Origin of the sequence: Aquibacillus sediminis, from assembly GCF_005870085.1 — a bacterium.
In the GTDB taxonomy this organism is placed as follows: domain Bacteria; phylum Bacillota; class Bacilli; order Bacillales; family Amphibacillaceae; genus Aquibacillus_E; species Aquibacillus_E sediminis.
Genome location: NZ_SZNM01000002.1, coordinates 129,771 through 154,466, shown reverse-complemented (window position 1 = coordinate 154,466; position 24,696 = coordinate 129,771). Strand labels below are relative to the sequence as shown.

Annotated in this window: 19 protein-coding genes, 2 pseudogenes, 1 riboswitch and 1 other annotated feature; of the genes and pseudogenes, 3 read left to right on the top strand and 18 right to left on the bottom strand. The window is 38.1% G+C overall.

What is annotated here, in order from left to right:
- Positions 1-102: 102 nt before the first annotated feature.
- The 15 genes and pseudogenes from FCI53_RS02535 to FCI53_RS02465 form a co-directional block, all read right to left on the bottom strand.
- Positions 103-1,915, bottom strand: a pseudogene (locus FCI53_RS02535) (reverse transcriptase/maturase family protein).
- Between the two features lie 561 nt (positions 1,916-2,476).
- A pseudogene (gene radC / locus FCI53_RS02530) lies at positions 2,477-2,947 on the bottom strand (RadC family protein); the annotation flags it as partial.
- Positions 2,948-3,013: 66 nt separating this feature from the next.
- Entirely contained in the window at positions 3,014-3,583 is a 570-nt protein-coding gene (locus FCI53_RS02525) for a Maf family protein (RefSeq protein ID WP_138415529.1), read from the bottom strand.
- 419 nt (positions 3,584-4,002) lie between these two features.
- Positions 4,003-4,965, bottom strand: a complete 963-nt coding sequence (locus FCI53_RS02520) for an SPOR domain-containing protein (protein ID WP_138415527.1) — start codon at positions 4,963-4,965, stop codon at positions 4,003-4,005.
- Positions 4,966-5,179: 214 nt separating this feature from the next.
- Positions 5,180-5,797 (bottom strand): type 4a pilus biogenesis protein PilO, encoded by a 618-nt coding sequence (gene pilO / locus FCI53_RS02515; RefSeq protein WP_138415525.1) that lies wholly within the window; start codon positions 5,795-5,797, stop codon positions 5,180-5,182.
- The gene (locus tag FCI53_RS02510; protein WP_138415523.1) at positions 5,794-6,345 is read right to left on the bottom strand and encodes a PilN domain-containing protein; all 552 of its coding nucleotides are present in this window, start codon (positions 6,343-6,345) and stop codon (positions 5,794-5,796) included. The genes pilO and FCI53_RS02510 overlap by 4 nt, the downstream gene beginning before the upstream one ends.
- 12 nt (positions 6,346-6,357) lie before the next feature.
- Positions 6,358-7,329, bottom strand: a complete 972-nt coding sequence (gene pilM / locus FCI53_RS02505; RefSeq protein WP_138415521.1) for a type IV pilus biogenesis protein PilM — start codon at positions 7,327-7,329, stop codon at positions 6,358-6,360.
- A 15-nt stretch (positions 7,330-7,344) separates the two neighbouring features.
- Entirely contained in the window at positions 7,345-8,100 is a 756-nt protein-coding gene (locus tag FCI53_RS02500; protein ID WP_138415519.1) for a prepilin peptidase, read from the bottom strand.
- A 62-nt stretch (positions 8,101-8,162) separates the two neighbouring features.
- Entirely contained in the window at positions 8,163-8,603 is a 441-nt protein-coding gene (locus tag FCI53_RS02495) for a competence type IV pilus major pilin ComGC (protein ID WP_138415517.1), read from the bottom strand.
- A gap of 32 nt (positions 8,604-8,635) precedes the next feature.
- Positions 8,636-9,061: a prepilin-type N-terminal cleavage/methylation domain-containing protein gene (locus tag FCI53_RS02490; RefSeq protein WP_138415515.1), complete on the bottom strand. Its 426-nt coding sequence runs from the start codon at positions 9,059-9,061 to the stop codon at positions 8,636-8,638.
- A gap of 94 nt (positions 9,062-9,155) precedes the next feature.
- Positions 9,156-9,240, bottom strand: a riboswitch (cyclic di-GMP riboswitch).
- A gap of 70 nt (positions 9,241-9,310) precedes the next feature.
- Entirely contained in the window at positions 9,311-10,513 is a 1,203-nt protein-coding gene (locus tag FCI53_RS02485) for a type II secretion system F family protein (RefSeq protein ID WP_138415513.1), read from the bottom strand.
- Between the two features lie 429 nt (positions 10,514-10,942).
- Positions 10,943-11,977, bottom strand: a complete 1,035-nt coding sequence (locus FCI53_RS02480; protein WP_138415511.1) for a type IV pilus twitching motility protein PilT — start codon at positions 11,975-11,977, stop codon at positions 10,943-10,945.
- A gap of 10 nt (positions 11,978-11,987) precedes the next feature.
- Positions 11,988-13,613, bottom strand: coding sequence for a GspE/PulE family protein (locus tag FCI53_RS02475; RefSeq protein ID WP_138415509.1), 1,626 nt, complete (start codon positions 13,611-13,613; stop codon positions 11,988-11,990).
- Positions 13,614-13,686: 73 nt separating this feature from the next.
- On the bottom strand, positions 13,687-14,193 hold the full coding sequence (locus tag FCI53_RS02470; protein WP_138415507.1) for a hypothetical protein: 507 nt from the start codon (positions 14,191-14,193) through the stop codon (positions 13,687-13,689).
- Positions 14,193-14,621 (bottom strand): type II secretion system protein, encoded by a 429-nt coding sequence (locus FCI53_RS02465; protein WP_138415505.1) that lies wholly within the window; start codon positions 14,619-14,621, stop codon positions 14,193-14,195. Before FCI53_RS02465 ends, FCI53_RS02470 begins: the two co-directional genes overlap by 1 nt.
- A gap of 65 nt (positions 14,622-14,686) precedes the next feature.
- On the opposite strand from FCI53_RS02465, the gene FCI53_RS02460 reads away from it, so the two are divergent.
- Positions 14,687-15,850, top strand: a complete 1,164-nt coding sequence (locus tag FCI53_RS02460) for a prepilin-type N-terminal cleavage/methylation domain-containing protein (protein WP_138415503.1) — start codon at positions 14,687-14,689, stop codon at positions 15,848-15,850.
- Between the two features lie 129 nt (positions 15,851-15,979).
- Here the strand turns inward: FCI53_RS02460 and FCI53_RS02455 are convergent, their stop codons facing one another.
- Both FCI53_RS02455 and FCI53_RS02450 read right to left on the bottom strand, forming a co-directional pair.
- Positions 15,980-17,710 (bottom strand): sensor domain-containing diguanylate cyclase, encoded by a 1,731-nt coding sequence (locus FCI53_RS02455; RefSeq protein ID WP_138415501.1) that lies wholly within the window; start codon positions 17,708-17,710, stop codon positions 15,980-15,982.
- A 68-nt stretch (positions 17,711-17,778) separates the two neighbouring features.
- Positions 17,779-19,077: a bifunctional folylpolyglutamate synthase/dihydrofolate synthase gene (locus FCI53_RS02450; protein ID WP_138415499.1), complete on the bottom strand. Its 1,299-nt coding sequence runs from the start codon at positions 19,075-19,077 to the stop codon at positions 17,779-17,781.
- A gap of 108 nt (positions 19,078-19,185) precedes the next feature.
- On the opposite strand from FCI53_RS02450, the gene FCI53_RS02445 reads away from it, so the two are divergent.
- Complete coding sequence (locus FCI53_RS02445) at positions 19,186-20,079, top strand: ATP-grasp domain-containing protein (protein ID WP_138415497.1); 894 nt, start codon at positions 19,186-19,188, stop codon at positions 20,077-20,079.
- Positions 20,076-20,936, top strand: a complete 861-nt coding sequence (locus FCI53_RS02440; RefSeq protein WP_138415495.1) for an ATP-grasp domain-containing protein — start codon at positions 20,076-20,078, stop codon at positions 20,934-20,936. The genes FCI53_RS02445 and FCI53_RS02440 overlap by 4 nt, the downstream gene beginning before the upstream one ends.
- Before the next feature lie 343 nt (positions 20,937-21,279).
- On the opposite strand, the gene FCI53_RS02435 is transcribed toward FCI53_RS02440, so the two are convergent.
- A complete protein-coding gene (locus FCI53_RS02435; protein ID WP_138415493.1) occupies positions 21,280-23,931 on the bottom strand; it encodes a valine--tRNA ligase in 2,652 nt (883 codons plus the stop codon).
- A gap of 103 nt (positions 23,932-24,034) precedes the next feature.
- Positions 24,035-24,267 (bottom strand) — a binding site (T-box leader).
- Positions 24,268-24,696 lie beyond the last annotated feature (429 nt).

Here is a 24,696-nt window from a genome sequence, read left to right as displayed (position 1 = left end):
TAGGGTAAGTACCCAGCGCCTTTACTCATTACTGCGTTAGGTTTCCGAGAACTCCCCTCCAAACCGTACGTACTCCTCTCAGAGTATACGGCTTTCCATTTATCAGTCTAACTTTCCATTGTGTAAGTCGTGGTGGCATTTCACGCACATCGCAATTGTTTTACGGTTTCTGGCAATCATAAATATTGTTCCCATCGTTTCTTTCCTTTCAGGTTTTTAAGCTTATTGACATGGTGCATTTCCATTGGAACATTTCCTACGCCACACCAATCGCATTTTTTAGCTAAAAGGCGTTCTATGAGACTTGTTCTACCACCGTAAACGATTGTATTTTCGATTGTATCTACTGACTGTTTTTTATTTCCGAGTTTTTCTCCATTCGTTGTTCCATAAAATAGGCTATTTTGAGACCATCCTTCGTTTCGTAACGTATACCGAATTTCCCGTTTATTTTATATTTGGCAATAATTTTACTAACGGTACTTCTGTATTTATTAGCATACGTCTTAATCATGCTGTATTTCATTGTTTGCCGGAATGATTGAAGTACATGTACATTACTTGCTAATCGATAGTAATTATATAGACCTTCAATTTCCGCATTGTATGTTCGAAGGATTTCTAAATCATCATTATGCACTAGATACGGACGATGAACAGGTTTCCATCCATTGTTGCTGCCAATCTTTAATGCTCCAAAATCGATGAGTTTTTTAATGTATTTTTCATGAGGAACGAATAGCTTGGTCTGATAATTAAACTTGCGTTTCTTTGTACCATTCGGCATTTTCATTCTATGCCAATCCCTTGCTACTCGAATGTCATATCCTAGGAATCTTGCATCTTTCTGGCTGTGTGTTATCAACGTTTTTTCCACACTTAGTTCTAGTTTGAGTTTATCTGCAAGGTAGTTTGTTAAGTCTATCTTGATTTGTTCAGCTTCTTTTTTACTACCGATGATACCGATGATAAAATCATCTGCATATCTCGTATATTTCATTCGACGATAGTTTGGGTCGAAAAGGTCTTTGCTATCATGGCTTTGAAGTTCTTTGTATAGAGCTTTTAATTCTCCAAGCCTTTCAGCCTTTTCTTCTTTGGTTATTCGTTCCCAATCACGTTTGTTATTGCTTTTACGTTTTGCTATTTTTGAGGCTATATTGTGATAGACAATATTATGCGTACGCTTTTCACCTATGTTATAGTCCGATGCATACTGTTCTACATATTTATCTAGTTCATGCAGATAAACATTCGAGAGTAATGGACTGATGATTCCACCTTGAGGTGTCCCACTGTACGTTTTGTGAAATGTCCAATCTTCTACATAACCCGCTCTTAGGAATTTCCAAATTAAATTTATTAATTTTTCATCCTTAATGCGTTTCCGTAAAAGTTCAACTAATACATGATGGTCGATATTATCAAAGAAACCTTTTATATCACCTTCAATAAACCATCTCGTACCCGTAAAAGTATTGCGTATTTCCTTTAAGGCAGTATGACAGCTACGATTTGGTCGAAAACCATGTGAATGATTTGAGAATTGAGGTTCGTAGATACTTTCTAAAATTCGCCGAACAACCTCTTGCAAGAGTTTATCCTCAAAAGTCGGAATACCCAAAGGTCGTGTTTTATCATTTTTCTTTGGGATATATGTTCTTCGTGCTGGGTTTGGTTGATATGTTTGTTCTCTTACTTTTTCAATTAGACGCCCGATTCTTTCTAAACTCATTCCATCGATTGTGCCATTATTAATACCTTTTGTATTACTTCCTTTATTAGGATAAAGCTTGGCATAGGCTTCTAGATAAAACTCGATATTATACAGATTTCGATACAGTCGTTCGAATATATACGTATCATCTTGTGCTTTGGAAGTTAGACTGTTTAATACTACTTTTGGATTTCTCATAGAGCCTCGCGCTCCTTTCCAATTTGGTATTAAACTAGATAAACTGCTCTCCTTCGCCATGTAATAGGCTTTCCCTATCTCAGACTACTACGAGAGCTCCGTTGCCATATTGGATATTCAGACACGATTGTCATAGCCATACTCGGCATTCCAACTTAGGCAATCCCCATTTAGACATTTAGAAACATAGCTTTTTCATAGTTTCGGATGTGACTTTCGCTCGTTTCTTCTATATGGAAGTTGGTCGAAATAGTATCACTTCATGTTTCTCGAAGTTTATAAGAAACATGCATATATCGTACAGCGTATATCGTTATCTCCCGCTGAAGGTCCCCGTGGTCCCCCTTGAGCTATCATTTAAGCAATTCAGCTTTCATCCTTGTCTATGAATTTTCATCTTGCCATTCAGTCGTGTCTTGATAACTAGACAACTTATGGCTTTGTCAACATGCTACACTCCCCGTTCAGTTTCCTTTCAGGATAAGTTGACTGATGATAGGGTGTTCATTGTGATATTTCCCTACTGCTTTGCTAAAGCAGATTTTCTAAATGCCCTTATGGGCGCACAACTTCTCTGGGATGTACAATGGAGGCGTTCAAGCTACCAATGAATATGGTTTGACGATGAATAATTTGATTCTTGGTATTAAGAAAAAGACAAACGAAATGTTCTTGATTCAGACTACACATCTCTTCCATCACAAAATCGGCTCCATCTTCTGGACTTCGAATTACATACCTTTCATGTGGTTTAAATTGGTGCATCCGTTTGCCAAATTCGATGGCAGCAAGCAATAAAACACCTTTAACCGAGCCAATTCCTTTAATCGCTGTTAATTCTTCAATTGTCGACTCTCTTAATAAATTTAATCCTTCAAAATGCATTAATACACGTTGGGCTAGAATGGCTACCGATTCTTCTTTTGTTCCAGTACCTAGTAGGATTGCAAGTAGCTCTTGATTCGAGAGGTGCGATGGGCCGTATTTCAATAAGCGTTCACGGGGACGATCTTGCTTGGGCATATCTTTCATGGTTACACTGGCTTTGGACAATAGATGACCTCCTATTCCTTGGCTTGAATGTGAGTTCCCAACCGACTATTGAAAGGGAGAAATCCCAAAGGTTTGCAATTCACGAACAACGACTGACAGTGGTAATCCAACAACATTATAGTAATCACCGATTAGTTGTTTGACGAATACGGCTCCACTTGATTGAATCCCATACCCTCCCGCTTTATCCTTCCACTCCCCTGTAGCAAGGTAATCGTTTAGGACCTTATCCGATACATCCCAAAACTGTACAGAAGTTTCATTCATGAAAGTCCGTTGTTTCGTTAAGGAACGAATCATCACCCCTGTATAGACTTTATGCCACTTTCCACGTAGTTGCGCCAACTTGGCAAAAGCATCTGCTCGATTGTCAGGTTTTGTTAGGATTTGGTCTTGAAAACTTACAATCGTATCCGCACTGATCACAACTTGGTCATCCTCAATCGTAACTGCTTCCCCCTTACGTCTTGCTAGTTCGCTAACTAGTTGTGCCGGATCCGTGCTGTCCACCATTGTTTCATCAACATCTGGTTTTACTACTTGAAAAGGCAATCCAACTTGATGTAATAACTCCTTCCTGCGTGGTGATCCAGAAGCTAATAATAACGTAGGCATTGTGTGTTCCACCTTTCAAACATCGTATCAGGTATTCTTATCATACCGATTTTTGCCGCTATTAACAAATGTCTAATTAACGGTTTTCTCCATCCCATCATGCCCAGTTTTTAAGGTTTCTACTAGTGTTTTGGAGAAACAAATGAACCTTCTACTAGAGAAAAGAGTAATTATTGTTTCTTTGATTAATTTGGCATATTTTTACTTATGTCACGAAATTTTAGCTTTCGTACCATGAAAAGACCTGTGACGGCTGTTTCTGACTATACTTTAGCTCGTGAATTTATCGTACGACGACTTCTCTCGATCGATTCAGACTTCTTTCGGCTGCGAGTCTACCGTGAGAACGAACACTCAACCAAAAGCAATAAAAAAGCCCGGTGATCCTCCCGGAGATCACCAGACTTTTCATTAGACATTTAATTATGCCCAAGTGCAACATAATGTTGCCATAGCTGAAGCAAATCCATTTGCAATGTTGCACTTGACTGTTCGCTACCGATATTCTCGACAAGTTGTTGGCCCGAAAGTTGTAAGGATTCGGTTTGAGTCGAGGCTGTTTCAGGATAGCTAGACAACCAATCTTCCCACCCGCCTTGTTCATTAGATAAAGTTCCTTCACTTTGGAGCACTTCCATCGCTTGTTGCCACTGTGCTGTAAATGTTTCAAGCCATTCTTGTTCCGATGGCGCTATTTCAGCTGTTGATACTTCTGGTTGCCATGGACGAACATACGCTTCCAAACCATCTGCCCCCATATCAGCGACAGTTAAATCTGCTGCTTGTTCGCTAGAAAAAAGTCCTGCAAATAAACGATATTGGCCGTCAGCTGTTTCCCATATCATAGTTGGATAACCCGCATCATTGAATTGCCGTTGCCATTCTTCTGCTTTTGCATGTGAGGAAAACACACCACCTTGAATGACAACCGCTGATAATGGCTCTAATGGAACTTGAACCGCATTCGAATTATTACCACTATTAGCTGCATCAGATGCTTGTCCATCTGTTGTAGCTGACCCATTTCCATCTGTCGGTAAAGTTTGCACAGATTGCGCTAATTGCATTTGATTGTCATCAATACCAGCAAACATTCGCAAACTAACAAAACCTAATATAACACCAACTATGATGGCAGCTAATGCTGCAAAAGCAAACACTTTAAAACCTGGTGGCAATTTACGTTTTCGATACTTCTCTACATACCAATCATCATCGATATCATCATTTTTTTCATACTCGACTAGGTCTTCGGGACGAAACCGTTGTTCCACAGTCGCTGCCTGTTCTTGATAAGCTGTAAAGGATTCGTCTTCTTGATTGGAAAACATATCCGTTTTTTCACCATTCATTCGTACTGAAACGGTTGGTTGTTTGCTCATGTTACACCCACTCCTTTTCCTTAATTTTGTCGATTGAACTATAACCACAATTGCGTTTATCCTCTACCAATAGCCTATTAAAAAAGCACGTTTGGATGGCTTGTTTCGCTTTGTTTTTATAACTCTATCACACTAGAAACGAAAAGTAAGGCGACCTTTGTCAAATGCAAAACGGAAGATTACAACAAAATGTTGCAATCTTCCGCTTAAATATTCATTCCGTTTCGACCGGAAAGGGACTATTTTTTTGAGATGGTGGCGTGTAATCATAGGACGGTGTTTCTGATTCTAGTTCTGATAATGCAGGATCATAGTATGCCGAAAAGGCAACAGAATAGCTCATATCAGCAGCAGATGTGGAAGAGAAGCTAATACTTGTAACCGTAACAATTCGCTCTAAATTACTTAATTTTTCTAAAAACAACTCCATACTTTCGTAGCTTGGTGATGTTAGTTGAAGTTGATAGGAAATTACCGATAAATCACTACTTATCATAGTATTTGTCGAGTCATTTGAATTGATTGAAAAACTAGTGACGGTGCTATTAGTGTCTTGCTCCAATTGATTAAGTAACATTAACAGTTGATCATTAGCTTTAGTGACAGGCAATTTAACTTGTAAGGCTGAAGAATTCTCTAAATCGTCTTCTTCCTCCGTTTGTTCCCCTTCAGCAAGTATTTGTTTTTGTACTTGTAGCTGTTCCTCTAATTGCCGAACCTCTGATTCGACTGGAGAGAGAACATATATATAGATTAGAACAGGAACTAGTATAACGAACGCCAATAAGATTAACGAAAGATAGGTGTAGCGTCTGTTCCAAGTAAATTTCATCGCTCATCTACCTCCCCCATCCATACGGACTGATCGATACTAACTTGAAAAGAGGCGATATACGTACGGGATTCATTGGCGGTGTTCACACTTATATTGGAAACATCAGCACTTTCCACATAGGCTTGACTTTCCAATGAATGCATATAGGCTGCCACATCTTCTAAACGATCAACACGTAAAACTAAACTAATATCACTGTTTAAACTAAAGGAGTAATTATCAAAATAGCCTGTTTCCGGTAACATGGATACCATCTGTTTTAATAGTGGTACAGTTGGAAAAATTTCCTGCTCCAATTGTGTAATCTGTTCATTTAATTGTGACCGTTTTGCTGCTAAATTTGTTCTACTTTCATATTCTTGTTGTATTTGTCGATTTTCATTTATCTCTTGTTGCAATTGTGCTTGTTGCTCTTGTAAGTTTTGATATTCTTGAAACATCCAGTAACCAGATGCTGTCAAAAAGGCAACCGTCATCAATCCAAGCAAATACGGTACCATATTTCTTTTCTTTTTTGGATCTAAAAAATTAATTTCAACAATCATTTATCGTTACCCTCACGATCTGATCGCAGTATTTTTTATCGAAAGTCCGACGACATCAGCAAACTTGGCTGGAATACGTAGCTGTTGTTCATGCATAGCGATTGGTTCAATCTTAATGTCTAACCGTTCGCGCAATGATTTTTCCACACGGTCTAAATAAGGATAATCCCCAGATAATAATATTTTCGTAATCTGTTGCTCTCCCTGCATGACGGAATAACGATAAAAATCCATAAATCGTTCAATTGTTACAAACTGATCTTGTTCATAGCCCTCCAATGGCATTGCTTCGTCCGACCATAACAATTCATTGTCAGCCACACTCCATTGCCAGGAATTCGTATCTAAGGATGCTTTTAGGAAACGCGTGAACATTGGCTTATGATGATTAAAAGCTGTTAGCACTAACGAATCTTTGTCCCATTGAACCGACAAAAGGTGTTCTTTTGTGGCCGCTCGATCTAATTGATAATAGAGACGGTATAATGACAACGAGGAAATATCCGCAACAACTGGTTTTAAACGAACTGCATTGAACACTTGTAAATATTGTTGCAATCGTTCCTTTGGATAGGCAAATAACAGAATTTTCGTTTGTTCGTTTTCTTCTCCTAAAATTTCGAAATCAATCGCAGGATTGGAAAATGGCAAACGAATACTATCTTCTAATTCCATATGAATATAATCTTTTATTTCTTCTTTGGCCAACTCTTTCGGAACAAGTTGTTCACGGATCGAAACCGATGCATCAGGTACGCAGAAAAAGACGTTTTTATGACGCCATTTTTTCTCACGCACAAGACTTTCTAACACAGAGGTAAAAGCCTTCTCATTGACAATTTTACCATTTTCTACCACACCATTTGTAAAAAACTTTTCCCCATAATCGATAATTCCGTCCACTGTTGACTGTTTGGAAACGGTATAACGAATGACTTGATCTTTTATAATTAAATTAACGTGTTTCTTTGCTCGATTTAACACTACTTCACCTACTTTTTAAAAGAGAATAGCTAGATACCAATCGATTAATGCCTGTCCAAAGAAATAACTCGTAATCGTTCCTAATACAATAAATGGACCGAACGGAACTGGATTTTTTCGATCAATTACTTTCAGTGCTAATAATATGCCACAGATCACTGAGCCATATAAGGTCGACAGAAAAAAGGCAACGATTGTTAGCTTATAACCTAAAACAAGGCCAATTAAACCTAATAATTTCATATCACCGCCACCCATGCCACCATTACTAGCAAAAATCACAACGGCCACAATCCCAAGACCAAATAGGGCACCGGTAACTGAGGACCACCACGGATCAAGTGGCACCATTAGACGACCAACAATGAATAATGGAAGAAAAAAAAGTAAAATTCGATCAGGAATGAGCATATATGTAAGGTCTGTTACTACAATAATAGCCAATACCGACATAAGTAGCAATGAAATAATGAGTTCAAGTTGCAATCCAAAATGGATATAACTGTAGGCGAACAGTATCCCTGTGGCAAGTTCAATTATGGGATACATCGGTGAAATCGTTTGTTTGCAATTGCGGCATTTCCCACCTTGCAACAAATAAGAGAGGACTGGAATTAATTCAAACCAGGCTAAGGTGTGGTGACAATTAGGGCAATACGAACGTTGAGACGCAAAAAGGCTGCGCTTCGGAACCCGAAGCCCAACCACATTAAAAAACGAACCGAAGATTGTGCCGATGAGAAACATGTATATTGTTAGGAATAGGTGCATGGTTTGGTCTCCCTGTTTTATAGATGAAAGAACCCCTTAGTAGGGTTTTATTAAACCAAATATTACCCCTCTGGGTCTGCTGAGATATCTCGAGTATCGGTTTCAACTGTATAGCTAGCAGTATGATTATCTGATCCATCTTTAGAATAATCTACAGTAACATAACTAGAATCCGGATTATATTCTTCAGTATCATCTTGTGGATATGGAGGGATAGTTTCTAGATAACCTTTATCCTTTAGAAACTTTAGTGTGTAACTGTCATTTTCATCGCCATCATTACTATTTTCATCGAAATTCTCACCACTCGCAAAAGCTAAACGAGCTGCTTCTTCAAACATAATTTCATTAGACTCGTGTGCATCTTGTTTAGTATTACTAATTATTCCACCAATACTTGGAACAGCAATCGCTGCAATTATCCCCAAAATTACAATTACTGCTAACAATTCCACTAATGTAAAACCTTTTTCACTTTTAATCCTGTTTAAAAATCTCTTCATTACTTTTTCTCCTCTCCCTTATGAACTCTCAATTAATCATTAGCTTGTATTTCCTCTAATGTTTGTGCAGTAACGTAAGGTGTACTTCCATCTTCATCTGTTAAAGTTACAGTATAAGTAATATTTCCATTACCATCATCATCAAGTTCAACCTCACCCGAATAACCCCCATCTTCAGGGTTACTTGGAACCTGCTCTAGATAGCCTTCATTAACTAACTCTTGAAGCGTAATTGTATCTCCACTTGAAAGATCTCCACTTGCAACAGCTAATCTTGCAGCCTCTATCATCATAATTGCATTTGAATCGTGCGCATCATCTTTTGTGTTGTTAATAATCCCACCAATACTTGGTATAGCAATCGCAGCAATAATCCCCAAAATCACAATAACTGCTAATAGCTCAACTAACGTAAAACCTTTTTGACTCTTTAACATTCTTGTCCATTTTCTCAACATGAATTATAACCTCCATGATACATATTTAATGGATCCGATGACTGAACAACTGTTGTTTGTTTTTGCGCTTAAAAAAAGACCAACAACATAATTCTATGATGTCAGTCGGTTGCACTACTTGCTCCCGATTATCCAAGTGCCCATATCAAGATAACCATTCATCGCATTCTGTTGTTGATTCTATTTCCCTCACCTATATTATACTATGTTGTACTATTTAGTCTATAACTTTTTTACTAAATTATGCTGTTAAATATTCTCAAATAGAGAGAACATTGGAATTATAATTGCTAGGACGATGGCACCAACAATAACGGTAAGGATCACAATCATGATTGGTTCGATTAAAGACTTGATTTTATCTGTTGCATGATCTAATTCTTCTTCATAAAAATCTGCAACTTTACTTAACATTTCATCCAAGGAACCGGATCGTTCGCCAACTGCAATCATTTGTGTCACCATTTTGGTAAACACCCAATGGTCTTTCATTGGTGTTGCTAATGATTCCCCTTGTTCCAATGATGTTTGACTATCTTGCAACACTTTTTTCACCACACGGTTAGTAATCACGCGGTCGGCAATTTGTACGGCTTGCAAAATCGGTACAGAGCTATTGAGTAACGAGCTAAGCGTTCGCGTCATTCGAGCTAATACTGCCTTTTGCAAGAGATCTCCAAAGATTGGTGTTTTTAACTTAAGTACATCTAGTCGATAAGCTAGATTTGGTTTAGAAAGCAAATATCGTATTAAAATAAATGCTAAAATGACGAGTAACAGTAATACCCACCAATAGCTTCTCGTAAAATCACTCAAACCTAAAATAAAAGCCGTATAGGCTGGTAAATCTTCTCCCATCGAGGTAAACATGTTGGCAAAGGTTGGCACAATAAAGGTTAATAGAAAGATGGAAATCAACAACGCAAATACACCAACCGTTAAGGGATACGTTAAAGCCGTGACAATTTTTTGGCGTAATTGGTTTTGCTTTTCATAATAGGTTGCCATATTATCAAGGATTTCATCTAAATTACCACTCACTTCACCAGCATGGATCATGTTTGTTAATAGGCTTGGATAAATGTCATCGTATCGTTCCATTGCCTGTGATAAGGTTTCGCCCGATTCTAGGTGTTCGGTAATTTTTGCTAGAGAGCTTTTAATATGCTTGCTGTCTGTTTGTTCTTGCAAGATCGTTGTTGCTTCTACGAGAGTTACACCCGCATCAATTAAGGTGGAAAATTGCCGCAAGAAGATGACAAAATCTTTATGTTTCACCTTTTTCCCGAAATGAATTTCTTTATATAATATGCTGTTAAGCTCATCGATTTGGAAGACAATGACGCCGTTTAGCTTTAGGTTCGCAACTGCTTCTTGTTTGCTCTCAGCACTTATTTTCCCTTGTTTCGCTTTTCCTAAACGATCCCTACCCTTATAACGAAAATAAGCCATCCGCTCACCTCTTTTCTCTTCCAAAACTTTTTTTCAACTAATTAGCATAAGCTATGTATTTGTTCATTACTTATATTATTTTTATGTGTTTTCTTTCACCGATCATTCTTAATTAAGATTCAATTAAGTGCTTTACTAACCCCTTAGACAGGATGTGAAAAATCACTTAAAATCATCTAAACAAAAACTTAAGAAGTATTGTTGATAAAAATAAAAAATTATAAACGCAAATTATAAACACTATAAAATTCATAGCACGCCAATCAGCGAAGGAAATACACGGAGCCTCCTGTGGGAGGAATGGCCTAGATGAGACCCCGCAGTGAGGTACGAACGAGGAGGCTCATCAGCCACCCGCGGAAAGCGTAGTGTATTTCCGCAGCGGGTAATAACACCAACCTACTTCGCCAATTTGTTTATAATTTAAAACTACATCTGCTCCTGCAAATATGGTTGAGCTGCTTCTTCTGCGATGGCTCGCTCGCGTAGTAGTTGTTTGATATCCATTGTCATCGTGTGCATACCTTGTTCTTTGGATGTTTGCATGAAGTTTGGTATTTGAAACATTTTGTCGTTACGAATTAAATTTTTAATGGCGGTCGTATTTCGCAGAATTTCCGTTGCTGCTCGTCTTCCTTGACGATCTGGTGTTGGAAACAACCGCTGTGACACAATCGCTTGTAACACGTTGGCAAGTTGGATCCGGATTTGACTCTTTTGATGCGCTGGATACACATCAATGATTCGATCCATTGTTGAAGATGCTCCTGTTGTATGTAACGTACCTAGCACTAGATGACCTGTCTCTGCTGCTGTAATTGCCGTTGAAATGGTTTCAAGATCACGCATTTCCCCAACTAAAATCACATCAGGGTCTTGGCGTAAACACGCACGCAAGCCATTGGCAAAATTATTCGTATCAAACCCTACCTCCCGTTGATCAATAATACAATTTTGATGGGAATGTAAATATTCAATCGGATCTTCTAATGTAATAATGTGCTTTTTCATCGTTTTGTTCATGTAATCAATCATTGCCGCAAGCGTGGTGCTCTTCCCGCTACCGGTTGGACCCGTCACTAACACTAACCCTTGGTTGCTTTCGGCAATGGTTTGAAGCACTTGCGGCATGTGCAATTCATGCAAGCTTGGAATTTCTGACGGCACCAAGCGAATCGCAAGCGAAATACAATTTCGTTGATAATACACATTCATCCGAAAACGCGAGACCCCTGCAATCCCATAAGAAAAATCGATTTCGCGCTCAATTTGGAATTTTTCCCACATATCTTCAGGTAACACAGATTTTGCCATGGCCTCCGTATCTTCTGGGTGTAATTTATTTTGACCATATACGCGCAAATCACCATGAATCCGTAAAACAGGTGGCGTTCCTACCGTTAAATGGATATCGGATGCCTCCATGTGATAAGCTGCGTTTAGTAATTCCTCTAGTTGATTCATTGCCTTCCTCCTACACTTCTGATGCCACACGTAGTACCTCTTCAATTGTTGTCAAACCTAACTCTACTTTCAATAAACCATCATCGATCAAAAATTTCATACCTTCTTGTTTCAAATAATCTTGAATGTCATTAGTTGAGTTATTATTCATCATCATCGTACGAACTGTGTCATCAATAACGATTAATTCGTGAATTGCCATTCTACCTTTGTAGCCTGTATGTTGACAACTATTACATCCTTTTCCGAAACTTACTTCTTGTAAACTCATCCCATGCCGCCGGAGTAATTCTTTTTCCATTTCCGTAACCGCACGCGTTGTTTTACAATCCCGGCAAATTTGCTTGACAAGGCGTTGTGCCATTATACCAGATAAGGAAGAGACAACTAAATAAGGTTCAACATCCATATCGATTAGTCGAGGAATTGCTGCAACAGCACTATTGGTGTGTAAGGTACTAAACACCAAGTGACCTGTTAAAGACGATCGGATCGCAATTTCCGCTGTTTCTGTATCACGAATCTCCCCAACCATGATAATATTAGGGTCTTGTCTTAGGATCGAACGCAGTCCTTCAGCAAAATCTAAGCCAATTGAGCTATTTACTTGAACTTGGTTAATCCCGTCAATTTGATACTCGACTGGGTCTTCGACAGTGATTATGTTGACACTTTCCTTATTCAAATGATTGATTGCTGCATACAGCGTTGATGTTTTACCAGAACCAGTAGGCCCTGTTAGCAATACTAACCCTGATGGTTGTTCGATTAACTTTAAGAAACGATGGTAATTGTCTTCACTGAAATCTAATTGCAATAAATTTTTCATGACATTTTTTAGATCAAGAATACGAATAACTACTTTTTCACCAAAAACAGTCGGTAATGTGGAAATACGCAAATCAACTGGCACATTGTCAACTACCGTACGAATCCGACCATCTTGTGGTAAGCGTGTTTTGGTTATATTTAATTGCGCAAGAATTTTTATTCGAGCAATTAGCGAGTTTTGGATATCTTTTGGTAAATTTCTGTCTGTCCGTAACACACCATCAACACGATAGCGAACAACAAGGTTGGATTCAGAAGGGTCGATATGAATATCACTTGCCCCTAAATTCACCCCTGTTTGCAGTAGTTGATCCATAATTCGAATTGCTGGAGCATCTTCCGAATCATCTCTAGCACCAATTTCCGCTTCCATTTCACTCAGATTGTAATATTTATTAATTGCTTGGCGAATATCATCCTTGGTAGCAATGACTGGACTGATTTGAAACCCTGTGGAAATTTCCAAATCATCAATCGCATAATAGTCCATTGGATCGGCCATCGCTACCGTCATCATACCTTCCTTTTGTTGTATCGGAATCAATAAATTTTCCCTAGCAAAATCTTTCGACACAAATTGGGTAAGTTGACTATCAACTGGATAACGATATAACGAAACACTAGGAATGCCCAATTGAAACTCCAGTACTTCAATTAGCTGTTGTTCTGTAATTAACCCACGGTCGAGTAACGCATCCCCTAATTTTTGTCCTTCTTTTTTGTTATCTAACGTTTCCTGTATTTGTTCTTCCGTTAATAAACCTGATTCTTTTAATAAATCCCCTAATTTTTTTCGTTCCGCCAAAATAACCCCTCCTATACACAGACAATTTTATTCTGTGTTAGTTTCATCGTTGTAAACCTATAACGTTCTTACATTATACACTGTCATTTGTTTCTGTTTCTTCTGTTTCCTCTTCCATGATCTCAATCTTTATATCGATCGACCCTTCCATCTCCACAGAAGCTCGATTTTTTACATACCCCGTACTTTTATACGTCACGTCTATCATTTTCTCACTTCTGGTTTCGTTCTCTATTACCTCTTCCACCGTTATCTTAAAGCTTTCTTTTCCATCATCACAGCCAGGTACAGTACAATCAACAAAAACGGTTAATGGGATCGCGTACATGATAGCATCCAAATCCAAATTCTCATCTGGTTCAAGAACAACACCTTCTAACTCATCTGTAACATGTTGACCGAAGTATTCTATCCCCATTGCAGCTAAATTTTCTGCTTGAATTTTTGCTTCTGTTTGATCAAACTGTACCGATTGCGTATTGACTTGGTATAATAGAATTGGAATTAAAATCACCATCACCGTAATGATGGTTAGAACGATAGGGAGTGCTACACCTTTTTGATTGCTAACTAGTTTCATTAAGCAGCCCCCTTGTCATCAGTAAAATATGTATAGACGTGTGTTAATAATCTCCACTTCTGATTGGAACTGTCTGTGTAAATTTCTATTTTTGCTTGATAAAGACTTGTTACATCGTCTTGCTGGCATACTTCTATTTTTACATAATAATTTTTATTATTTATCATTTCCGTATGATTCGATTCTATTTCAGACGGGTTGTCACAGGATGCCTGTACAAAAAAACTTGAGTCTGCATTCTCTTTCATCTCTTGTGCAACCTTATCAGCTAGATTGATCGCTGTTAACTCATCTTCCGTAATGCGCACAAAATTTGCATGTTGAGAAAAAAACGGAATGAAAGCTATTAGGACAATTCCTAATATAGTCATGGCAGCTAAAAGTTCAACTAACGTAAAACCATCTTGTTTGTGAAATCTAATCGACATATTGAATCACCTAATCTCTTTCAGTATTATGTAGTTAATTATAGCATTTCGAAAGGAAATATATCATGGTCAATAAAAAGTTTTTAAACTCAAAAGGGCTCACACTAGTTGAGTTACTTGGGGCATTAGCTTTACTTGGTGTCGTTACTACACTGGCAGTAACCACCCTTGTACAAACTATTCAATACAATAACAATGCTGAGGCAGATGTGTCCCTTCGACAACAAGCCAACTTAATCGCAACCACCATACGAAACCAATATAAAGGACAAGATGATTTTAATGTCGCATATATGGAAGAAGAGAACCTCGTCAATGTAAATGGTCAAACCATCAAGTTACCACCATCTATTACAGTCGATTTATTAGAGGGGCCACCCAATGTGGAACTCACATTAACAAATACCGAAAATAACAATCGTCAATTTTCTCTTTCTACAATTGTTAGGGATCGCCAAACCTATGTTGTAAAAATTGAACAAAGCAAAGATAACAATCATGAAATCCCCCCTCCAGATGATGGGGATTTAGCAAATTGTGGTCAAATCTCCGAATTCAGAGATATGAACTGTCTCTATGAAGGAGATCGTCCATTTTATAACCACATTAAAATGATAAACTCCTTAGTAAAAGTAAATGGAGAAGCTACATTTCAAAATGGTTTTAACGATTTTAAGAACTCAACTTTATATGTGACAGATTCGACCAACATTTCCGGGAATATAACTTATTTGAAAGATAATGGAAAAATTTTCACAGGCGGAGATCTTACCCTAGATGAAATAAATAATATTGAAAACTCTTCTATAGTTGAAGTGAAAGGAGATTTCACTGTAAATAATAATATCAATAATATAAGAGATAACAGTGATATTATTGTCGGTGGTGATTTTACGTTAAATGATTTAAATAATATTCAGGGTAGTACTATTAAAGTTGGCGGAGATTTTAATAGTAGCGGAAATATAAATAACCTTAAAGAGCAAACAGTTCTAATGATTGGCGGAAATTTAAATAATCAGAATAATATGTTGCACATTAATGGCTTGCAACAAGGGTCTAATATAGTTGTATACCAAGACGCTTACCTATCTAGTATAAATTCCATTCACGAAGATTCTAAGGTTTGCGTATTTGGTAATATATATGGTTATGATGCAGACAATGATAGCCGAGTTTATGAATCCTCTGATGCTGAGAATGCATGTAGTGAATATGTTTTAGAATAAATCTCGCCCATCGGTTACATCCGTCGCTCCGAACAAAAAGTACGTCTTTTATTCACTACGGCATAAAAAACAATATTCACACCAAAAAAACCTCAGCCATTGGCTAAGGTTTTTTTAGCATATGTTGTATTACTTATACTGCGCTACTTTATTCCTTCCCTTTTGTTTAGCCCCCACATACATCGCACGATCGGCATGGCGTACTAACTCGACACAATCTTCACAATTATCAGGATATGTAGCTACTCCAATACTTGCTGTTATAGGAAGATCAATGGAAGTGTCCTGTTCTAATATGTGCTGTTGAATTGAAAACGGTGTATCAGCAATTTCTCGTCGAATGGCTTCTGCTACTTGCATACACTCCGATTGAGCGATACCAGGTAAAAAGATCACAAATTCTTCTCCACCATAACGCGCAACAACACCTTTATTACCTATTTGCCTCCGCAAACGATCGGCTAAATCAATTAATATTTCATTCCCTGCCTCATGCCCATACGTATCATTCACCACTTTAAAATGATCAATATCTAACAGAATGATGGAAACCGGTGGTACAGTTTCTCCTTCAAGTTTTTCCATCTGTTTCATATAATCTTCTAAATATGCTTCTAAATAGCGAAAATTGTAAAGCTTTGTTAACGGATCTCTTTCACTTTTACTTTTCGTTTGTTCATAGTTTTTAGCATTTTTCAAGGCTACCGCAAAGTGATTAATCACGATATTCAGAATCATATATTGGTAGTTTTCAAACGCTCGTTTCTTTTTCGATACCAGTGTAATGACAGCGACCACTTCATTATCTCGTTCCACCGGTAATGACACGACACTTTCCCCAAAACCGCTACCACTTGTTTCTACTGATTGGTCCCACTCTTTATTGGAATTATACTTCACCCCTTGTTTTTTCGACCAAACCATTCCACTAATTGCTTCCAACTTATAGACATAATAGCTAGGAGGACGGTTAATCTGTTGAGCTTGATCATAAAATCGAACTAAACGGATTTTTTTGTTTTCGACAATATCGTAAATAAACACATAGTCAACAGGAAATAAATCAGTCACTTGTTTAATAAATACATCGACCACTTCATTTACTTTTAATTGCCCTGTTAGTTCGTGTCCAAGTTCTGTTGTCCGTTGTAGATAATGATTAATTTTTTCACTTGTGTGGTATAACTTCAGTACAAAGGAAATACTAACAAATGGAATTCCTACAAATAAAATGGCGATCAAGCCAAATTCTACATACATCATATACAATGTGAATCCAACTGGAGCAATCAATAAGGTCGTTAGAAATTCCCAAACGAGCACAATTCCTCTTTTAAATGAGGCTGTTTTATCCCCATATAAAAAACGTTTGATTAAATACAACATCACATGATTCGTTAAAAAAACAGTTGTCACATAGGCCAATACAGGAATGAATAGTTGAGTATTATCGAAGTCAATTTCTCCATTAATTCCACCAAGCGCTTTATATACGGAAGCAGAAAAGACGGATATAAATAGGAACATTAACATGTTTAACGGAATTCGATAAACATCACGCTTACCAACACGAATTTTTGCCATTAACACTAAAATAGCGATCTGGGTTAACATCGCTTCAATCAATACCCCATAGTACAAAAAAACGGCAAAACTAACACCTTGGACGAAGAAAACCGGTGTATTATTTATGATCAATGGAAAAAATGCAACAATACTCATTAACAAAGCAAAAGCTACAAGATCTAACCCTTTACCTTGAATGGAAACAGGCCACAGTTGACCAATCACCCAAAAAGATAGAGGCCAGATGAGTAACCACACCAACCAAAGTACTACTTGTTTCTTCTTCGTTATCACATTCCCATCTCCCTTTACTCCATCTAGCTCAACACAAAATGTGACAATAGTCCCAAAAACTAAAGATATCACAATTCAAAAGAATTCTCAAAATATTGCTTCACTAGTCCGATAAAATGTAAGGAACCTGTGACAAACACTAGACTTTGCTCGTCTTTATGCAAAACAGCTAAGATTGCTAGTTTCCAATCTGGCATCACTTGCTTATTCTCATGCGAAGATAATTGAGCTAACGTTTCGGCAGTACTAGCCCGTTGATGTGTGAAGCTAGTAAAGGTTACTTGATCAAATAGCTTACTATCTAGTTGCGGCACCATCTTTGTTAATGGTTTATCTTGAAAAGCTGCGAAGATCAGTGTTTTCTGCTTAGATGGAAAATATCTTTCCACCGCTTGTACAAATGCTCGTAGCCCTTCCTGGTTATGCGCGGCATCTACGATCACTCTAGGGCATGACGACATTTGTTCGAATCTTCCTGGCATCACCGCTTGCTTTATCCCTTTTCTAGTTACACTGGTTCGAAGTGAAAATCCCTGCCTGTCTAATTCCATCAATGCCTGGCAAGCTACCGCAGCATTAACCATTTGATGCTTACCTCGCATGCTTATTGTAATAGCTTCTAACTCTATCCTATTACCTACAAAGGTAAAGCATTCCATTCCAGCGTTATTTTGTTGGGAATCACGCACTGTAAAATCTTGTCCATATTGATAGATGATCGCATTTTTATCGATTGCTTCTCTATGAATCACTACTAAAGCCTCTCCACCAATATTTCCAAGAATTAATGGTATTCCCTGTTTTATGATTCCTGCTTTATGTGCTGCAATTTCTTGATACGTTTCTCCTAACATTCTTGTATGGTCTAATCCGATGTTTGTAATAATTGTTAGAATTGGTTGAATACAGTTGGTTGAATCGTCTCTTCCTCCCATATTGGTTTCAAACAAGGCGATATCAACGTTGTGGGTAAAATACAGGATTGCGATCATCACCACAATCTCGTATTCTGTTGGGGGATCATTTTCTAGATCAAGCTGTTCTACAATTGGTAATAACTGGTTGACACAAGCCATTAACGAAGTATCAGGGATGGGCTCATGATCCATACAGATATGTTCATTAAATTCGTGAAGGGCTGGTGATGTGAATGTTCCTACTTTGTAGCCGTTTGCTATCAAAGCTTGTTTGATGAATGTGATCGTTGACCCTTTACCATTGGTTCCAGCAACATGTACTGCCTTCAAGTGTTGTTCTGGGTGATCGAGCATTGCAAGCATTTTCTCCATTCGTCCTAGACCTAAGCGAATTCCAAATGCTTTTCTATTTTGTAAAAATTGATATACTTCATTTATAGTTGCGTACATAGTGGTAACTTCCTTTTCGTCCCATAATGAAAATAGTATATCAATAATACTAGGTAAATGAAACTAACTAACCTTAGAAATATAGGCCAACAGAAAGGAAATCAAACAATGGTAAAAAAAGCTTGGGTGATCTATAACGGTCACCTCCTTAGTAATAAATTTCTAGAGTTTGCGGAATGGATTAAGCATGCAGCAAGCCGACATGAAATCGATACAAGGATTATTAAAAACAACAACCTATTGAGCTATTTAAGCGCTGAGCAAAATACAGTTCTAACACAACTGAACGGTGAAAGACCAGATTTTGTTGTGTTCGCTGATAAGGATATTCAATTGGCTCGCCAAATAGAGGCAATGGGTATTCCTGTTTTTAACTCATCACAAACGATCGACATCTGTGACAACAAAATCTCTACATATCAACAACTAGCAAAGCAACAGTTACCAATCCCTAAAAGTATTATAAGTCCTAAAATTTTTCCGGGGGTTGACGAAATAGATTTAGCCAGCTTTCAAAACGTTAATGACTATTTAGATTTTCCTGTTGTGATTAAAGAGGCATATGGTTCTTATGGGGAACAAGTATATCTTGTTAAAACGCAAGCAGATTTACTAGAAAAAATCAGCTTGCTAAAAGATCGACCTTTTGTCATTCAAGAATTTATTGAATCAAGTTATGGGAAAGATATTCGACTCAATGTTGTAGGCGATCGAGTGGTCGCTGCCATGCTTCGTTATGAAGAGAATGATTTTCGTTCCAATCTTGCCTCTGGAAAAAGTAGAGCCTATCAACCAACAGAACAAGAAAAACAACTTGCCATTGCTGCAACTAAAGCTGTTGGGGCTGACTTTGCTGGAATTGACTTGTTACTTGGGGAGAAGGGACCGATTGTTTGTGAAGTAAACTCAAATGCCTTGGTACATAAAACCTATCATTGTACAGGTGTTGATGTCACCCAACACATCATCGATTATATCGTCAAGAAAGGACTTTATAAATGAAAAAACAAGGATGGATCATATATCGAGAAGCAGATGCCGTAAAAAATCAAGCTTTTATTCGTTGGTTTCAAGAGGAATGTCAAAAGCAAGATTTACAGCTAACCTTCCTCCTTCGAGAGTCGATACAAATAGGAATTGAAAACGGAGAGCTCTCGGTTAAGATCGATCATCAACCATCAACAATACCAGATTTCGCTGTGATGCGAACAATTGATTTTTCATTAAGCCGACAATTAGAACAGTTAGGTGTTTCTGTGTTTAATTCGTCTGAGGTCGCAACGGTTTGTAATAACAAAACCTATACCCATCAAATGATTTCAGAGTTAAAAATACCAATGGTAGATAGTTTATTTGTGAGTAAAGATTTACTAACTGAAAACCTGCCAATGCCACTCCCCTACGTCACAAAGGCAGTTGGTGGCCGCAGCGGAAACCAAGTGCAGATGATTTCTTCACCAGAGGATTGGGGGGCTTATCGACAACAGCTAGTGACAGATGATATTGTGATTCAATCGTGTGATGTGCAACTAGGAAAGGATCTACGTGTATTTGTCGTTGGGAACAAAATTGTTGGTTCCGTTCTAAGACAAAGCGACCAAGACTTTCGCGCAAATTATTCCCTAGGTGGAAGTGCTACCTGGTATAACCTTTCCCAAAAAGAAAGAGACACTGTAGAAACAATTATTGCACGGTTTGACTTTGGTATGGTTGGTGTCGACTTTTTATTTGATCACGACGGGGATTTACTTTTTAATGAAATAGAAGATGTGGTTGGCAGTAGAACCTTGAGTATGGTTAGTGATGTTAATATTGTGGAACAGTATGTAGCGCATATTAGACAGAGGCTATCAGATTAACGGGATGATAGTAGAAAGGTAGCTAGGAAATAATATATTCCACTCTAAAGATGTATAAGCGACACGAATTTAACGCGTGGGATGTTTTTCGTGTCGTGAATGCCTTAAAAGCGACATGAAATTAACGCAGGTGATGCTTTTCGTGTCGTGAACGACTTAGAAGCGACTCGAATTTAACGCAACCAGAAATTCCAAGTTGTAAATGACTTAAAAGCAACGTGTATTAGATTTACCCAAAAGCAACCAGAACAAAAAATCCGAACTAATTCAAATTAGTTCGGATTTTTCTGTGACTAAACTATTTTTGTTTGTCCAGCCTATTTCTATTTAACAACAGTTTCTCTTACGAACGCAGCTCGTTTATACGTGCTTCTACTTTTGCTCGTTTATCTAAATAGTCTTGTTGTTTTTGTTTTTCTTCTTCGACTACTTTTTCTGGTGCCTTTTTAACAAATCCTTCATTTGCTAATTTTTTCTCTACACGTTCTACTTCTTTGTTCCATTTCTCGAGTTCTTTTTCTAGTCGAGCGATTTCTTTATCGACATCGATTAACCCTTCTAATGGTAAGAAGATATCTGCACCAGTCACAACCGCTGACATGGCTTTTTCTGGAGCTTGCACCTCTGTTGCAATTGTTAGCTCACTTGGGTTACAGAAACGCTCCAAGTAATGACGATTGGTATCAAGTTGAGCTACTATATCCTCATTATTTGCTTGGATTAATAGTTGAATTTGTTTGGACATTGGTGTATCTACTTCAGCTCGGATGTTACGAACCGAACGAATGATATCTACTAATCGTTTCATTTGTTCACTTGCCTGCGCATCATGCAGTTCATCTCGAACGACTGGCCATGATGCTTGGGTGATCGATTCCCCTTCATGTGGCAATTGTTGCCAAATCTCTTCAGTAACAAATGGCATGAACGGATGTAGCATACGCATGATTTGATCTAATGTATAAGCAAGCACGGATCTTGTTGTATGTTTAGCCGCTTCATCTTCCCCGTATAAAGGAAGTTTCGCCATTTCAATATACCAATCACAGAAATCATCCCAAATAAAGTTATAAAGATGTCTTCCTGCTTCGCCAAATTCATATTTATCAACGTTTTTATTTACATGATCAATCGTTTCATTAAGTCGAGTTAAAATCCACTTGTCAGCAACAGACTTTTCACCTGTTAAGTCAATGTCTTGATAGTTAAGATTATCTAGATTCATTAACACGAAACGAGAAGCATTCCAAATTTTATTGATGAAATTCCAAGTTGATTCTACTTTCTCCCATTGGAAACGTAAATCTTGTCCAGGTGTCGAGCCTGTCGCTAAGAAATATCTTAGGGAATCTGCACCGTACTTCTCGATTACTTCCATTGGATCGACACCATTTCCTAATGACTTACTCATCTTACGTCCTTGTGCATCACGAACCAAACCATGGATTAACACATCTTTAAATGGACGCTGATCATTGAACTCGAGTGATTGGAAAATCATTCGTGCTACCCAGAAGAAGATGATATCATACCCTGTAACAAGCGTACTCGTTGGGAAGAAGTGTTTGAAATCTTCATCTTCTGTATCAGGCCAGTTTAAAGTAGAGAATGGCCATAGTGCAGAAGAGAACCATGTATCCAACACATCTTCATCTTGTTCCCAGTTTTCTTCATCAGCTGGCGCCTCTTTTCCAACATACATCTCACCAGTTTCTTTATGGTACCATGCAGGAATACGGTGCCCCCACCATAGTTGGCGTGAGATACACCAATCACGGATATTTTCCATCCAATGTAAATAAGTACCTTCAAAACGCTTTGGAACAAAGTTTACTTTCTCATCTTCTGATTGCTTCTGTAATTCAACGGCTGAGTCTGCAAGTGGTTGCATGTTCACAAACCATTGAGTAGATAGGTATGGCTCGACAACCGCACCACTACGCTCTGAATGGCCAACAGAGTGCATATGTTCTTCAATCTCAAACAATACGCCCTCTTCCTGTAAATCTTTCACGATTTGTTTTCGACATTCAAAACGGTCCATCCCTTGATATTTATCTGCATTTTCATTCATTGTGCCGTCTTCGTTCATCACAAGCACGCGCTCTAGGTCATGACGGTTTCCAATTTCAAAATCATTTGGATCATGAGCTGGTGTGATCTTAACGGCACCAGAACCAAATTCCATATCAACATAATCATCGCCAATAATTTCAATTTCGCGACCGACAATTGGTAGAACGACTTTTTTACCAATTAAGTGTTTATAACGATCATCTTCAGGGTGGACGGCAACAGCTGTATCCCCTAGCATCGTTTCTGGACGAGTTGTTGCCACTTCAATTTGACCAGAACCATCTTTTAATGGATAACGCATATGATAGAAATGGCCTTGCACATCATCATAGATAACTTCAATATCCGATAATGCTGTCTTGGTTGCTGGATCCCAATTGATAATATATTGGCCACGGTAGATCAAACCTTTTTCGTATAATTTAACGAATACTTCACGGACTGCTTCTGATAGGCCTTCATCTAAGGTGAAACGTTCACGTGAGTAATCTAGACCTAAACCTAATTTTGCCCACTGTTCTCGGATAAATGAAGCATATTCCTCTTTCCAGTCCCATGCTTGTTGCAAGAACTTCTCTCTACCAAGGTCATATCTACTTTGTCCTTGTTCCTTTAGTTTTGCTTCTACTTTCGCTTGAGTCGCAATCCCAGCATGGTCCATTCCAGGTAAATACAACACATCATAGCCTTGCATCCGTTTCATTCGCGTAATAATATCTTGTAAGGTTGTATCCCACGCATGTCCAATATGTAATTTCCCTGTTACGTTTGGTGGCGGAATCACAATGGTATAAGGTTGTTTATTCGTATCCCTTTCCGCTTCAAAAAATTTCCCATCTACCCAATACTGGTAGCGTCCTTTTTCCACCGCAGTTGGATCATATTTCGGTGGTAATGCTACTTCTTTATGTTCATCCATTACTCTTCCTCCTTTAATCTATCCAGTGAACCTAGTTGTTAACTTGTTGATTGTTTCCACGGCATTGGCATTATTTTTTCCCATTAAAAAAATCCTTCCATCCCAAAAGGACGAAAAGGATTATTTCCGTGGTACCACCTTCATTTGTAAACAGGCATACTTCTCCCGTTTACACACTCATCAATTAACGGCTGTTCACCGGCTCCTTCTACTATTGTTTCAAAGAAGCTGCATCCAAGGCGACCTTCCAAAGCATGATTCCTAGGAAATCTTGCAGCTACTGATTTCCCTCTCTTCAGGCCATTACTTTGTACTCTTCCTTATCCTTGCATTTGTCCTTATATACTAGCTATTTTATCCAAACTAGCACAAATAAGTCAACAAAATTATTGTTTTTTTTACAAATGGCTTCTTTCATGAGTCGTACAGCTTAGTGTGTGCTTGTTGTAGCTTTGTTTGCCCTGATTGAAAAAACTGATCTGCTCAAAAACATCAAACCAGTATACGATTATGAGCTAATCGTGCCCTGGATCTACTCAAAAGCATCAAACCAGTATACGATTATGAGCTAATCGTGCCCTGGATCTGCTCAAAAACGTGAAACCAGTATACGATTATGAGCTAATCGTGCCCTGGATCTGCTCAAAAGCATGGAACCAGTATACGATTATGAGCTAATCGTGCCCTGGATCTGCTCAAAAACGTGGAACCAGTATACGATTATGTATGCAAAAATTCACGCGCAAGTTGGGTACACTTACGCGC